At 41.2% G+C, this 14,918-nt stretch carries 14 protein-coding genes; 9 read left to right on the plus strand and 5 right to left on the minus strand.

From position 1 onward, the window contains the following. Nucleotides 1–7 precede the first annotated feature (7 nt). Entirely contained in the window at nucleotides 8–751 is a 744-nt protein-coding gene (locus CH352_RS11265; RefSeq protein WP_100707203.1) for an outer membrane lipoprotein-sorting protein, read from the plus strand. Then, nucleotides 751–1,449, plus strand: a complete 699-nt coding sequence (locus CH352_RS11270) for a 16S rRNA (uracil(1498)-N(3))-methyltransferase (protein WP_100707204.1) — start codon at nucleotides 751–753, stop codon at nucleotides 1,447–1,449. The genes CH352_RS11265 and CH352_RS11270 overlap by 1 nt, the downstream gene beginning before the upstream one ends. On the opposite strand, the gene CH352_RS11275 is transcribed toward CH352_RS11270, so the two are convergent. After that, nucleotides 1,450–1,788 carry a hypothetical protein gene (locus CH352_RS11275; protein WP_100707205.1) on the minus strand — a complete coding sequence of 113 codons (339 nt, stop codon included), beginning with the start codon at nucleotides 1,786–1,788 and terminating at the stop codon, nucleotides 1,450–1,452. A 102-nt stretch (nucleotides 1,789–1,890) separates the two neighbouring features. Here CH352_RS11275 and thiS point away from each other — a divergent pair, with 102 nt between their 5' ends. From thiS to CH352_RS11290, 3 genes are all read left to right on the plus strand, one after another. Next, a complete protein-coding gene (gene thiS / locus CH352_RS11280; RefSeq protein ID WP_100707206.1) occupies nucleotides 1,891–2,091 on the plus strand; it encodes a sulfur carrier protein ThiS in 201 nt (66 codons plus the stop codon). A gap of 7 nt (nucleotides 2,092–2,098) precedes the next feature. Beyond that, nucleotides 2,099–2,767 (plus strand): thiamine phosphate synthase, encoded by a 669-nt coding sequence (locus CH352_RS11285; protein ID WP_100707207.1) that lies wholly within the window; start codon nucleotides 2,099–2,101, stop codon nucleotides 2,765–2,767. Nucleotides 2,768–2,865: 98 nt separating this feature from the next. Then, nucleotides 2,866–3,696, plus strand: a complete 831-nt coding sequence (locus tag CH352_RS11290) for a WecB/TagA/CpsF family glycosyltransferase (RefSeq protein WP_100707324.1) — start codon at nucleotides 2,866–2,868, stop codon at nucleotides 3,694–3,696. Nucleotide 3,697: 1 nt separating this feature from the next. Here the strand turns inward: CH352_RS11290 and CH352_RS11295 are convergent, their stop codons facing one another. Beyond that, nucleotides 3,698–7,402 carry a tetratricopeptide repeat protein gene (locus tag CH352_RS11295; protein WP_100707208.1) on the minus strand — a complete coding sequence of 1,235 codons (3,705 nt, stop codon included), beginning with the start codon at nucleotides 7,400–7,402 and terminating at the stop codon, nucleotides 3,698–3,700. Between the two features lie 122 nt (nucleotides 7,403–7,524). Between CH352_RS11295 and CH352_RS11300 the strand changes: the two genes are divergently transcribed. Then, nucleotides 7,525–8,403: an early set domain-containing protein gene (locus CH352_RS11300; RefSeq protein WP_100707209.1), complete on the plus strand. Its 879-nt coding sequence runs from the start codon at nucleotides 7,525–7,527 to the stop codon at nucleotides 8,401–8,403. A 30-nt stretch (nucleotides 8,404–8,433) separates the two neighbouring features. After that, nucleotides 8,434–9,156, plus strand: coding sequence for a hypothetical protein (locus CH352_RS11305; protein ID WP_100707210.1), 723 nt, complete (start codon nucleotides 8,434–8,436; stop codon nucleotides 9,154–9,156). Between the two features lie 71 nt (nucleotides 9,157–9,227). Here the strand turns inward: CH352_RS11305 and trxB are convergent, their stop codons facing one another. Then, on the minus strand, nucleotides 9,228–10,175 hold the full coding sequence (gene trxB / locus CH352_RS11310) for a thioredoxin-disulfide reductase (protein WP_100707211.1): 948 nt from the start codon (nucleotides 10,173–10,175) through the stop codon (nucleotides 9,228–9,230). A 170-nt stretch (nucleotides 10,176–10,345) separates the two neighbouring features. On the opposite strand from trxB, the gene CH352_RS11315 reads away from it, so the two are divergent. Together CH352_RS11315 and CH352_RS11320 are read left to right on the plus strand one after the other, a co-directional pair. After that, entirely contained in the window at nucleotides 10,346–11,656 is a 1,311-nt protein-coding gene (locus CH352_RS11315) for an LA_2490 family SGNH/GDSL-type esterase (RefSeq protein ID WP_100707212.1), read from the plus strand. Further along, nucleotides 11,646–13,076 (plus strand): MBOAT family O-acyltransferase, encoded by a 1,431-nt coding sequence (locus tag CH352_RS11320; protein WP_100707213.1) that lies wholly within the window; start codon nucleotides 11,646–11,648, stop codon nucleotides 13,074–13,076. The genes CH352_RS11315 and CH352_RS11320 overlap by 11 nt, the downstream gene beginning before the upstream one ends. Before the next feature lie 72 nt (nucleotides 13,077–13,148). Here the strand turns inward: CH352_RS11320 and CH352_RS11325 are convergent, their stop codons facing one another. Continuing rightward, nucleotides 13,149–14,243 carry an LA_2486 family SGNH/GDSL-type esterase gene (locus CH352_RS11325; RefSeq protein WP_100733512.1) on the minus strand — a complete coding sequence of 365 codons (1,095 nt, stop codon included), beginning with the start codon at nucleotides 14,241–14,243 and terminating at the stop codon, nucleotides 13,149–13,151. After that, entirely contained in the window at nucleotides 14,240–14,788 is a 549-nt protein-coding gene (locus tag CH352_RS11330; protein WP_100707215.1) for a tetratricopeptide repeat protein, read from the minus strand. Before CH352_RS11330 ends, CH352_RS11325 begins: the two co-directional genes overlap by 4 nt. Nucleotides 14,789–14,918 lie beyond the last annotated feature (130 nt).

A 14,918-nucleotide genomic window follows, 5' to 3' on the forward strand; every position in this document is an offset into this window, starting at 1 on the left:
GATTTTCATGACTGGGGAAATTTCCCACGCTCAGGCTCCACCTGATAAAGCAAGAGTCGCTCAGGAACTAGTCGCTAGACTGGATCAAGCACTCTTGAAGACGGACGGTTTAGTCAAAGCAAACCTGATCCTGATCAAAAAAACAGGTGATTCTTGGACCTGGGACATGAGTATTTTCAGAAAGGGAGAAGATTCACTCTCCCTATTCGAAAGTAAGGGCCGCGGTCTAGAATATAAGATCTTATTCAAGGAAGACGGAGAATTGATCTTCGCCTTCAATGCACTTTCCAGAAAAATTTTCAAAAAGAACGACGAAGAAAAATACGAGAATCACCTCAATACTGGATTCAGTTTTGTGGATCTGGCAGGAACTTCGTACCAAGCAAATTATAATCCGATTGTTCAAAGCGATTTAGATATTGCGGGTAAGAAGATGAAACGAGTGGCACTTCGACCAATCGTTCCGTATTTTTATTCCAAACTAATCTTACTTTTGGAACCGGATACATTGAGACCGATCCGTTTAGATTTTCATGATAAGGACGGGGTACTTTACAAAACAATGAACATAAAGTACGGTCCTGTTAAGGTAAAAGCGAAACAGAAGATCACAAAAGAAGATATAGTTAGTAGATTGGAAATGTTGGATCTGAATACGGGTGCGATCAGCGTATTGGAATATACTGAAGTGGACAGAGATGTAAAACCGGATCCTTCTCTATTCGAATTGGATAATCTAAACAGACTTTGATGTCGCCTGAAGAGATCGTTTTTTTTCGACCTGGATTTTCTTCTTCTCCTGAACTAAAACTAGAGGGAGAAGAGATCTCTCATTTAAAAGCATTTCGAGTTTTTTCGGAAGATAAAACTGTCATTATCAAAGACGGTGTAGGTGCAAGTTTTGTGTATAATGTACCTTCTTCTTCTAAAATCGGAAGTCTTGTCCGCACGGAAAAAATAGAAAGACCTAAAGCTAGAGCAAAGATAGCGACTGCAATTCCGAAAGGGAATCGACTAGAGTGGCTCATCCAAAAAGGAACCGAGCTTGGGATCACTGAATTTATTTTTTTAGTATTTTCTCATTCGGATCGAAAGGACCTAAATCCGGAAAGACTTTTGAAAGTTGCTGCGGAAGCCTCTTCTCAATCCGGCCAGGATCTTTTGCCTGAGATCAAAGGACCGATCGCACTTTCTAAATTTTTAGAAGGATCGAAATCGAACAAAGAGGAGCTTCTTCTTTTTGATCCGAGATCTGAAGTGCAGATTACTCCGGATAACATACAAAACAAAACCGTTTTAATCGGACCGGAAGGTGGATTTAGGAAAGAAGAATTAGAACTGATCTCTCAGTTTGGAGTTTTATCTGTGAATGTGGGAGAATCTATTTTAAGAATAGAGACCGCTGGAATTTTTGCGGCCTCTCTGTTTAGACTAGGAAACTTGCGCTGATTATTGACCGAATCCGGTAGCACCTAAGATCAAAACACAATTAGTCATATAACTGTCGCAATCACTTTTGCAGCTTTGGGATAATTGGAAACAAAATGTAGAAACATTACAGCTTGTATTACAAGAAGTAAGGCAGGAATTCAAACCGGCTAAATTAGTTGTAGTGACCGTGGTGCCATACTTATTTTCGCAAGCATTCTTACAGGCAGGATAAGATCCGCCGGTGCAATTTGCGTAGAAAGTAGCCAAAGCATTTCCCTTGATATCTCTCTCTCCGGTATTACACGATACAATACCTAGGAGTGCGATTGCTAGAAAAAACGGGAGAAATCGGGTCATATAAGTAAATCGTTTTCGGCCGGGACAGAACGGTAAACTAAAAAACATTCGACGTTAGCGGAGAATCCGCCGGAATGAAGTATCTAGACCGAGGTGCATGGAATGATCGTAAACGGTAAGGAATTTTCTCTAAAGGAACTTTCTTCTCCGGATTTATTTTCCCTATTAGAATCCTTAAAATTAAAACCGGAAACGGTAGCGATCCAGAAAAATGGAGAGATCCTAAAAAGGGACCACTGGAAGAATTCTTTCCTAGAGGAAGGGGATAAAATTGAGATCCTGAAATTTGTAGGAGGAGGTTGAATCCTTTTTGGAATTCCCACTTAGACCCAGACATAGTATCTGGAAAGCACCCGGCATTTATCCAATCTTAGATCTAGAATATTGTTCTAAATTTTCCAAGGACCCGATCGGTATCGTGGAACTCTGGAATTACCAAAGAGAATGGATCCCATTTTATCAGATACGTGCTAAAAAAGAGACTCTGGATACATTAAAGAAGGTTTATAAAAGTCTGATAGATACCTTTCCTGATTTCCCGATCATATTGAACGACTATTGGGAAGAAGCATTAGAATGGAAATGTTTCGGGCTTCATATCGGAAAAGAAGACTATGCTTCTCTATCTTTAGAGGATAAAAAGAAGATCCGCTCTAGCGGTCTATACTTCGGTACTTCCTGTCATAATTCGGAAGACATTGCAGGTTTAGAACCTGGAGTCTGGGACTATACCGGCCTTGGGCCTGTATATGCTACGAACTCAAAAGAGACGGAAGATATTCCAGTAGGGATTTTGGGCGTCCAAGAAGCCTTACAAATTGCTAAAATACCTGTCACTCCGATCGGAGGAATAGGCCCTAAACAGATTATCGAGTTATCAGAGTTAGGCCCATTATCGTATGCGATGATTGCATCCGCTTCTGAAAGAGATTCTTTTTACGATTGCATTCGTATCCTTAAGGAGATAAAGAATCCGTAAAGGACTTGAGACAGGTATGCCGCTTCTTCCTTGTTTTTGGAGGCTCGGAATTCCAAGTTTCAATTGACTCCCAAATTATGTCCAATAAGATGATCCCTATGAAACAGCCAGGGGAAATACGCCATCTATCTGCGAAGGATGATCGCGACTACTTACTAGATTATCAGACCCTGAATGTGGACGATTTGGAAAAGGCTCCCATTTTAGGTGTGCCATTTGATAACGCGAGCTTAGATGAGGCAGTAGCAAAAATTTATCATCTCATGGAAGAGAAGGATAAATTCCATCACGTCCTTCTCTTGGATCCGATCAAGACAATGGCTATCCGTAAAGGAAAGAAGTTACATCGGATCGCGCAAAAAGCTAGTTTAATTTTAGCGGAAGGTGCAGGTCTACAATGGGCTGCTAAAAAATTAGGTGGAGAATTAAAAGAGAGAATTCCCACAATCGCACTTATGATGGACTTAGTCCGTTTATGCGAGCTTAGAAATTATTCGATTTTTCTTTTAGGCGGAAAGGAAGAGATTGTTGAGAAAGTTTATTTTAATCTTTCCAGACATTTTCCTGGAGTTCGTATCGTAGGACGTCATGCGGGATATTTAAACACACAACGTGAGTTGCTTGTTAAGGAATCCATCCGTAAGACAAGTCCGAATATTATATTTCTCGCAATGGATTTCCCGGACCAAGAGATCTGGGTAGAGAATAATACAGCATTTTTCGGTCACGCAGTAGTGATCGGTGTAGGTCCTGCTATGGACATTCTTTCCGGAAAAGTAAAAAAGGCTCCGAATGTTTTCAAACTAAAAGGTCTAACTTGGCTTTGGAGAATTATGGTCCGCCCTTGGAGACTAATCCGCCTGAGCAGAATGTTCGGATTTTTTATCGTTGTAGCTATCAAATCTCTTTTTGTAAAAAAGAAGAAGTAAGTTACTTACGCACCAAATCTTTAATCGAATCTAAAGTGGGTGAAACCCAATCTTCTAAGAGAGGTTCTCTTTTAAGAGCTTCCTTCTTGAATAGAAGATCTTTGTTGGAAAGTGCGATTTCGCTTGCTTCGTTGATCTTACGCGCAGTTTCAATTGCCTTCCAATAATTCTGCAGAGCCTGAGCGGTATAATTCTCGGATTCCTGTACATTTGCCTTTTTAGAAAGAGTTTCGTAACAAGCACCAATATTATTATAAGCAGCGGTTAGGGTCTGATACACCTCTTGGTGATATGGATCTTCCGTTTTAGGAGAACTCATTTGAGGGAGTTTTTCTTCCATATCATCTTTTACTCTTAGGAAATATCCAAGAGCGGTTTTTGTCTGACCAGTATAGAAGAATGCATTTCCTTTTGCCATTAGGAGAGTAGGATTATAATATTCATCCTTGTCTTCGAAACCTGTCCAATCTGCCAAAGATTTGTCGAAGTCTGAGTCCATATATTCCACCCAGCCTTTGAAAAATTTCATTTCTCTTAGCATGGAGCCGGGGAGTTCTCTTCTCCATTTGCGGATTAGATCATACTTAGGTTCTTCCGAATCCACTTTTGCAAATTCTTGGAGTGAGTTTCTAAGTTCGTTCCTACGATTCCTTTTTTCTTCTTCTTCTTTTAAGACAGAAAGGCTTTTCCCATCGGATTCGGAACGAGCGCGGAACGGATAAATTTTTCGACCAGGAAATTCTTTTAAAGAATCTTTGTCTGATAATCCTGCGGATAATAAATATCTGATCTTTCCTAAATCGAAATGAATACGAGCAGGATTTCCTTCAAATAATGTTTCGTCTTCATCTTTAGAGCCGAACCAACGTTCGCTATTTTCATAACGAGATTCTGCTTCTTTAAGGAGATCTTTCGCTTCTTCAAAATTTCCTACTCGGATAGAATGTTCTGCTAGTTCAAGAACTGCTAACCAATGTTTAGGATCTAATGTAGCCGCTTTTTCGAAGAATCTTCTTGCCTGGCTATTTTCCTTTTGAGAAAGATAATACTTTCCTCTTTGGTAATAGCCTTCTGCGTAATCCTTTCCTTCGATCTCCACTCCGGTCCTTTCATCTTCCATGGACTTTCTGTAGATCGTGTCTAAAAGTCGGATTGCGCTTTCTTCTATCTCTATTCCGGAAACTTGATCTACAGGATTGATATTATATTTTATCCTCAGTTCTTCCGGATCGATAGCAGCGTAAAAGGATGCTAACTTTGCAAGAGTGTAGAAGGGGAGTTCAGACTCCATATCTAGATTGTTCCTAAGCAGTCGGTGGTGATTTAAAACGAATTGAGGATCCCCACTTTCTTTCCACATTTCCAAATAAGTGGAAACAAGGCCGGCTTGGCCTGGAATGCTTGTAGGGTTCGCTTCAACAATTCGATTATAAAAAGACGCTGCTTTTCCGAATTCTCTTCTATTATAATATATTTTAGCGATACCTGCGGTAGAATCCTCATCGTAAGGACTTTCTCCGTCAGTGAATACCTTGGAATAATAATCAACAGCTAACGCGTCGTTCTTATATCTTCCTTTTTTACCTTCCGTAGGTTCTGCAAAATCAGGCATGATCTGAGAATGGAACCAGCCTAGATTTCTGTAGGTATTATTATCATGAGTCCTTTCTTTCAGTCTCATTGCAAGGAATGCACCTGCGATCAGAACTTTTCTTGGAGTTTTTTCCTGGTCTAAAAGGAATTTGATCCCTTCTATTCCTTTGTTTACACCAGCGCTGGTTTTCAGTTTTTTATCATTCCAAGATTCTCCTTGGGCCAATCGGACCATCGGAGACTGTTCTCTTTTATTCCAAGAATCTAATGTTCCCATTCCAAGATCCGGTTCTATCTTACCGAATAATTTTTGGAAGGAAAGTTCGTATTCTCCTGCACGACTGTATTCTACGCCGTACCGGTTCATATATTTGAGATTATATGGATCGATATCGAATCCTTTATCATAAGAATCTTCTATACTGATCAGATATTTTTTTCTATCTTCTTCACCCAAAGTTCCTGCGAATCTTTTTGCTCCCATTTCACGGATCTGTTCGAGGCCAGCTTCATAATTTTGAGCGGCTTGTCTCGGAAGAATGATATGCTTGTAAGTGAAATAACTTCCAAATCCGATCAAAAGAGCTGCGGCAGCAGTGAAGAATGTCCTGCGGATCTTCTTCCTTCTTTCTAATACACCTTCTCTCGTATAGATCGGGTCGGAAGAAATAATCGGAACGCCATCTGCGGAGTAAGCTCCGCTTCTATCCGTAAGAGGAACTGTGACTCCTAACGCGGAAGATAAAAATGCGGCGATATCCTCAGGAGTGCTTTCTATTTTAATGAGTTCTAATAGATCTCTTTGGGCCTTTTTAGAAAGGCGGTCTTGGACTATCGACTCGATGACCGTTCTTCGTAAGAGTGGAGGATAACGAAGTATTTCTCTTTGTATAATTGCGAGTTCTTCGTCCGTCAGGGACTTATCTATCTCGTCCTTATCTTCTCCGCCCAAAGAACGTAAGTCTTCTTCGAATGCGGCTGATCCTAAATCTTCGTCTCCTGAGTCTGAATCCAGGTCAGGGGAGAAACTTGTAAAATCGGAAGATTCCGGAACAGATTCCATTTCCATTTGGGAAGCGGGTTCTGTTGCAAAGTCTGCAAATGGGTCCGATTCTGGAACGGAAGTCGCTCCCGAAAGATCTGAGAATGGATCATGATCTCCGCCTGAAACAGGTGCGAAGTCAGCAAATGGGTCTGAGTCTGTAGGAGCTTCGGCACCGAAGTCTCCAGAGTCGGAAGGTTCTGAATCGAAACCACCTAGGTCTCCGAAATCAGAATCTCCGGAAGTTGGGGAGGCTCCGAACGGGTCACCTTCTTCTAAGCCGAATTCGTCTCCAGGAGTATCTTCCATTCCGGATGCATCGAATGCAGCAAAAGGATCATCTCCACCTGAGCTTGTAGGAGCTTCGAAATCTTCTAGCCCTTCTTCTCCGCCCATACCTGCGAACGGATCTTCCGATGAATCGGAAGTTCCAGCGCCGAAGTCGTCCATTCCTAGATCAGAATCTGCAAATGGATCTGCACTTGGAGTAGAACCGAAGTCTTCGGTAGGAGAAGTATCAAAAGGAGTATCTAGTGCAGGGGCAGAATCGAACCCACCGAATGGGTCTTCTTCATTTGTAGGAGCCCCGAAATCTTCCAGTTCTGCTGCTGGTTCGGAAGGAGAGCCAAAATCATCTAGTCCCGAATCCGCAAATGGGTCTGATTCCGGCTCTGGAGTTGCAAAATCTCCGAAATCGTCGGACGCTGTAGGAGCTTCGTCAAATCCTCCAAAAGGATCTTCTTCCGCATCGGCACTTGATTCGCTTGCTCCTTGCGAAGGCTCAGTTAATAATTCATCTAGATCGATATCATCGTCTTCAGAGAAGGATAATGGCTTTGGCTTTTGGGTAGGCTCGGCTTCTTCTTCGTCGCCAAGATCGAAACTGTCTTCGGATCCTTCTTCCGGTTGGTCCTCATCGTCGTCCCCAATAGATATAGGAACGCCGTATCCCATCTTCTCGCGGAACGAGGAAAGCATAGGATTCAAATCTTCGGAGGATTCCGGATTCTTGTTCAACGGATCCAAGATGGAGCGGATCTGATCCAGTTCCTGTTCTGAATAATCAGCCATAAAGTCCTTCCAATAGTATCGGCTGGTCTTAGAAAGAGCAAAGATTTTTTCCTTATGTCGGATCTAGGACAGGCCCCGGAAATACGCTTAGGGTTTCCGGGAAAACCTACGACAATCGATTTATGGTGCATAAAGCCAAGGCAGTTGCCTTACTTACCTTGATATTGACCTTCGCCCTTGCTGCGGAAGAGGCAGAAGATTGGATCGGAGCCTTCCGGTCAGTGGATTATGAGGAAGGAGAAGAAGCCCTTCCTGAAGAAAAAATTTATTATTTCTGGCAATTGGAAAATTTGAGAAAGGCTGTCCCGCCTAGATTTATCCGATTTGTGGATACATTCTCCGCATTAAAGACCGGAAAATTATTAAACCGCGGAGTTTTATTCAGTTATGAGGGTCTTGCAAACGACGAGGTAAGCGTTTGCGGAGAATTCAGTCATTGGCAATGTGTTTCCTTACAGAAGAATGATAAGGGAATATTTTACGGAGTAGTGGACATCCACGGAGACCAACTCTATGAAGCAAAACCAGCCTATGAATACAAGTTTAAGGTAGACGGTATCTTTACACATGATCCTGAAAACCCGGACACTGTAGAAGATGGAGAAGGTTCTTTAGTTTCCAGGATCGCATTCAGAGAAGGCGGACCTAATAAACAGACAAGCACCAGGGTCTTAGAAGATTCTCCTTACGAAGAAAAAGAATTTAGAACAGTCGAATTCAGAATTTATCAACCCCAAGCTGAGTCGGTGAGTCTGATCGGAGATTTTAATCATTGGGATCCGGAGTCCGATTTTTTGATCAAAGAAAGGAATGGAACCTTTAGAGTAGTCAAAAAATTAAAACCGGGTGAATACCAATACAACTTCTTAGTAGATGGAAAGATCGTAGTGGATACTTATAATCCTCTGACAGTGTTAAGAGAAGACACAGGAGAGATCTCTTCCGCATTATTAGTTCCTACAAGAACCGGAGTTTTGGAAAGAAAGAAGATTGACCCCTAAGGCATAAAACGGATTCTTTAGATCCGTTCTATGGAAAAGTTGCGTCTCTCCGTATATTTTGTGATCGGGATAATCATTATCCTGATCGTATTCACCCTTCTTAAAAGTTGGTTTGTATACGACCGAGGGATCGAGCTCGCAAAACATCCGTCTAACAGTATCCAGACTGTATATGTGGAACCGGATGACGACCTGGTGGAACATTCTTCCGTAGTTTGGGGAAAATTTTTATATTATCCACTCGGACTTAATCGGGACAGGGAAAACTTCGGTCCTCGTAAAACATTAAATCATGCCCAAAATCTTGTATTCGTAGATCTTCAAACAGGAAGGAACCGCAAGGTATTTAATAAAAGCGTTTATATCTGGGATTATTTTTACGGAGCAGAACCTGAAAAGTTGAGTTCAGATTCAGAAGCCCAAGAAGTTTCAGAAGATGTATTTTCAGGTTTAAAAACTGGAAAAAAATTCGTGATCGTTGGAATGCCTGAAGACACAAACAAAGACGGATATCTGAACCAAAAGGATTCCAAAAAAGTCTTTGTATACGATCCGAACTCTGACGAACTACTTCCAATTCTTCCCAAAAAATTCTATTTGGAAAAAATCCTTCCGGACACTCCAGAAAATAAACTTGTTATGATCGTAAAAAGGGAAGAAGAGTCCGGCCCCAACAAAAAGAAGCCGAATCTTCCTACATTATATATTTATGATACTCTTCAAAAAAGAGGTCAGATGATAGATCGCCCATAGGCTCCTCGGCTTGCTCGGAGCAGGATCCTCGGCTCACTCGGATCAAGCTCCTCGGTTAGCTTGGAATAAATTTATTCTTCTTGAGCTTCTAACCATCTTTCAGCTTCGAGTGCTGCCATACATCCGGAGCCCGCAGCAGTGATCGCCTGTCGATATGTTTTATCTTGAACATCCCCTGCGGCAAATACACCGTCTACACTTGTGCGAGTGGTACCTGGAACAGTTTTGATATAACCTGTTTCATCCAGATCCAATTGGCCTTCGAAAATTTCAGTATTAGGCTTATGACCGATCGCGTAGAATAAACCACCCACAGCTAGTTCTTTTGTTTTTCCAGTGGTAAGTTCTTTTACGGAAAGGGAAGTAAGTTGGTTTCCATTTCCTTGTGCGCCTTCTACAGCAGTATTCCAGATAATTTCTATTTTTGGATGAGTGGTTGCTCTTTTCTGCATGATCTTAGAAGCTCTTAAAGAATCTCTTCTGTGGATCAAATACACTTTGGATGCAAACTTGGTTAAGTGTGCCGCTTCTTCAACCGCGGAATCTCCTCCGCCGACAACTGCTAATTCCTTGTTTCTGTAAATAGGAAGAGCGCCGTCACAAACCGCACATGCAGAAATTCCTTTTTGCCAATAAGAATCTTCACCTGGGATGAACATTCTTTTTGCAGTGGCGCCTGTTGCGATGATCACAGTCTCTGCTTCTATCAATTCATCGTCTGACCAAATACGGAAAGGTCTTTTGGAGAAGTCGACTTTTGTGATTGTCTGGGTGATAATTTTAGTGCCATATTTTTCAGATTGAGCGCGGAACAAATTCGTAAGTTGCGTTCCATCTATTCCTTCCGGAAAGCCTGGAAAATTTTCTACCTCAGTGGTAGTGGTGAGCTGACCGCCTGCTGCGATTCCTCCCGCCATAAATCCTTCGTACATAACAGGGTTTAAATTCGCTCTGGCTGCATAAATTGCTGCAGTATGACCCGCAGGGCCGGATCCAATGATGACTACTTTATGGGGCATCTCATTTCCTCTAATAATTTAGAATGATTCTAAATTGATTTTATTTTTAGACTGGGGAATTGTAAAGTAGATCTTTTTTTTCGAGAAGAAAGAGTCGGAATTCCAACAGTCCCTTTCCTAGATGAATTGTCTTGTCATCCGGGTAGGAATCCAAATGCTATCCAGTATTCATGGATTTCGCCAAAAAATCGTTTTTCGGCCTAGTTTTTTTGATCTTAATCTTCCTCGGAACCGAAGCCGGTTTGGTTCTATTGCGCAGTCCTTCTCTCCAATATTATAGAGATCTCAAACTCATCCATAGTTTTCATCCAGATTATTACGTGGCTTTAGAGCCTGGCGGATCCAAATATATCAGCCATTTTGCAGGTAAATGGGAAGGCCAGTTCAGTATCAACTCACTCGGCCTAAGAGGAAAAGAAGAACCAATCCCAGGAAAACCAAAACTTCTTTGTTTAGGTGATAGTTTGGTAATGGGATTCGGAGTAGGTGACTCTGATACATTCTGCCAACTCTTAGATGGGATCCAATTAAAGGGAGAAGCAAGACAGGCCTTAAATCTGGGAGTCGATGCTTACGGATCCAGAGGTTCCTACTACAGACTTAAAGATATTTCTTCTAAACTGGATAACGTAAAGGAAGTTCTCTTCTTTATCTCTCCAAACGATTTCGATATGCCGGAAGTTCTAGCAAAAAAAGGAATATTACCCGACGACCAAACGGATGCGATCCGAGAAAAAGATCCGAACTATGCCAGAAATTTTAAATTACAATTTATTTTAACAAGAATTTCTTATACACTCCAAGCGCTTAAACTTGCTTATGAACAGATCCAAGTTACGTTTGCAGTCACAAAACTTTCCGTATGTAAAGAGTTAGATTCGGTAGGGTTTTATAGATGTAATTTACTGGATGGAGATCAAGTTTCCTCAGGACCTAAACATGCTTCCGGAAATGTAGTTTCTTATTTTAAATCTTCCTTTTTCAGAACTATTAAAAGGCCAAACTGCGATTCGGATATCACACCAACCTCTGCAGTATTTGGGGCGATGTGTCCTGAACCGGTCCCATCTCATGTTTCTTGTGTGGATTCGGCCCCTTCTTTTGAAACTCTTCCTGCTTTGCCTGATCTCACTCAAGAATATTACCAAAAGATGATAGATCTTGCCAAGGAAAGGGGATTTAAACTTGTTCCTGTAATTCTCCCTATCCAAATAGAAGAGATCTATTGTTATAATAACGGAAAATACCACCCTTTAGAAAACTATGCGACCAGGGCTTCCTCGTTCTTTGAAAAGCGAGGAGTGAAAGTTCTGCGGTTCAAAAAGGAAACCTCTTCCATGTGTGGTTTCGATCAAAACGGTAAAAAATTCGGGATCTTAGATCATTATATTCCGGAAGACGGGCATTTTACAAAAAGAGGAAATATTTGGGCGGCGGATTCTCTCAAGGCCAAATTGAAGGAGACGGACCTTGCTCTTTAATTCCCTTCATTATTTATTCTTCGCACCCATAGTCATCTTAGTTTATTTTCTGGTACCTTCCAGATTTCAAAAACTTTGGCTATTAGTCACAAGCTTATATTTTTACGCAGTTTTCAGAGTTCCATTCATCTTATTGCTGATATATTCCATCGCGATCACGTATTTCTGTACGCTTTGGATGGATAAGTCTGAATCCAGATTTGCAAAATTATTTTTTCTGAATATAGCTATCTGGGGAAACTTATCTCTACTTTACTTCTTCAAGTATCTGGATTTTTCTTTTACGGTATGGAATACGATCCTGGGACTCGTTCCTTGCGAGCCATACTATGCATATCCTTCAGGGATCCTGCTACCTATGGGGATCTCATTCTTCACTTTGCAGGCGATCGCATATGCGGTGGACGTATATCATAAAAAAGTAAAACGCGCGGAAAATTTATTCCAGTTTGGATTATTCTTAAGTTTCTTTCCACAGTTGGTGGCTGGACCGATCATCCGTGCTCAGGACATGCTCCACCAATTCCTAGACACATATACATTCAAAAAGGAAAATTTACTCCCGGGGATCAGACAACTCGCTTGGGGACTTTTCAAAAAAACATTCGTAGCAGATCCGATTGCAGCAGTCATTGATCCGGTATTTGCGGATCCACTTCATTACGGTTGGTTCTCCTTAGCAGTAACGGGCTCTCTATACATCATCCAAATGTATTGTGACTTTTCCGGATATTCGGATGTAGCTATCGGAACAGGAAGGATCATGGGATTTCATATCCCAGTCAACTTCAGGCAACCATTCCTTTCCCAAACCGTATCCGAATTTTGGAGACGTTGGCATATTTCATTCAGTTCTTGGTTAAAAGAATATGTGTACATCTTCTTAGGCGGAAACAAAAAAGGAGTCTCCAGAACTTATATCAACTTATTCCTCACAACATTCGTGAGCGGGATCTGGCATGGAGCTGATTGGAATTTCGTAGTCTGGGGATTCGTTCACGCAAGTTTAATGGTGATAGAAAGATTTGCGTTCTCTTTCGAACGTATCAAAAATTATTGGGATAAGATCCCGAGCACTATCAAAGTAGCATATCCTTTTACTATATTTGGAATTTCCATGTATTTCTTCCGAGCAAGACCGGTAGAAGGGATTGGAAACAGTGTCCAAGTAGGTTGGGCAATGGTAAGTAGAATGTTCTCCGGAGTAGATGGCGACTTCTTACCAGTACCGTTATCCGTTCTTTTGACAGTATTTATTCTAATGCTCGGCGATTATCTCATGGAAAAAGAAACTCCTTGGGCAAAAAAACTTTTCGAAAATCGTATCTGGGTTTATGGGATCTCAGGCATCCTGATCTCCATCTGTTTTATCTTATATAGTGTAACCGTAAGCGCGCCTTTCTTGTATTTTCAGTTCTAGAACTTGGGGTTCGCACAGAGTTCATGGAGAAGCACAGAGGGGTTATAAGGTAGGGACTTCTTAGCGAGCTATTTATCCTCCGTGTTCTCTGTGAGCTCCGTGCGAAATTATTTTAATAATACCCTTCCCTAACTCTTCAGCGATAAAGCGATACAGAGCTGGATTCGGATGCCCGTCTTTCGGAAGAAAGATCTCCTGATTTCCTTTCTTCCAATAATCATAAATCGGTTGTTGGAGGTCCAACACCGGGATTTTAGAATCAATTGCGATTTGTCTGACTTCTTTCACTAATGCGGAATCTACTATTGGCTCATACTTTTCGTTCGGTTCAGGAAGAAATACAAGAACCAGCGGGATGTTTTTCTCTTTTACATATGTAAATAAAGAAACAGCGGCTTTTCTATGAGGATGATCTGGACCTAAAACGGAACCACTAGAAGGGATCACTAAATTGTCCGCTGACTCAGGCTTATACTTCTCATAAGAAATTTTGAATGCATTGAATACGGCACTATACTTAGAAAGAAAATAAGAAACTCTAACGAATATCCTCTTTTTAACGGAATTTTGTAATTCTAGTTCCCTAAAAGAATCCGTAAAATCGGAGATATGATAGATCCAATACGCGACTTTAGGCGGGGGAGAAGTTTGTAAAACTTCGGTTAGTCTTTCCTGGATGCCGAAACTTCCAAGTGCATCTACTCCCAGATTTCGAACAATGTCAGACTTTTTATATTTTATCAGTTCATTTTGCAGAGCCCAAGGAAGACTTTCCTGATCGGAAACCAAATAGCCTAAGGCGACTGAATCTCCTAAAACCCAAATTTCCGGTGCATTAACGTTGTAGGAATTCCTACCGGCACTATCACTACCGTTTGCCGAACCAACAGAAGTAAACCTTTCTCCTCTAAAATCAGTAGAAACATGATATCGAATATTCTTCTCTGGGTGGTATAATTCCAAACTTTGGTTTTGGTAAAGCCTCATCCAAGGAATGGAAAACAGTCCGCCTGAAGTTTGGAGGCAGTGGAGTTTCTTATCATCCAATCTGAATTGAATAGAAGGAAAAGTGGGAAGTCTAAGCAGGACTTCTAAAAGAAAAAAAAGAAAAATTGAATATAATAAAAATTGAAAACGGATCTTTCGTGAGTAAGAAATCTCTCTCATTTACCTGAAGTTTCCTCATAGAGCTTTTTTCCACAAAGTTCAAAGAGTCTCTTCGAAGCTGGATTAGATTCAGGTATACGATTTTCTATAAAACGTTTTCTTTCCGAAAGATTCTTCTTAGAATCTAGGATACAAGAGCTTAAAAACTTGGCGAGACTCTCTCTGTCTTTGTCCCAACTTTCCGAAAATCCTCTCAAAACTGTTTCGGTCTCGTCTCTGGAACCTGCTAATAAATAAATTTCCAGAAGATAGAGAAGTATTTCCGGATTTTTAGGATCTTTTTTGAGAGCTTTTTCCAGATAAAGTGCGGCGGATCCGGGTGCTTCTCCGCTTTCCGCTAAAAGAATTCCTAAATTTTTATTCGCCGTAAAATTTTCCGGATTTTCTCGAAGAGCTAAATCGTAATAATATAAAGCCTCTGCAGTGTTACCTTGCGCTTCTTTTTCTCTAGCCTTACTTGCTAGCTCCCCTGAGGAATCGCAATTCAAAGCAATTTGGGACATAAGCAAAATTATGGCGTATCGGAACTTCTGTCTCATTTCCATAGTTTTTTTTCCCTTAGGGGATAAGAAAAAGGACGGTTTTTTGTTATGTCGGCCCGTCGAATTTGTACAATTTACGGGCCTCCTCGTGCCGCAATCTTAAAAAAGTTTCAATCTCGAGGGAGAATTTGTC

Source organism: Leptospira hartskeerlii (genome assembly GCF_002811475.1).
Lineage (GTDB): Bacteria > Spirochaetota > Leptospiria > Leptospirales > Leptospiraceae > Leptospira_B > Leptospira_B hartskeerlii.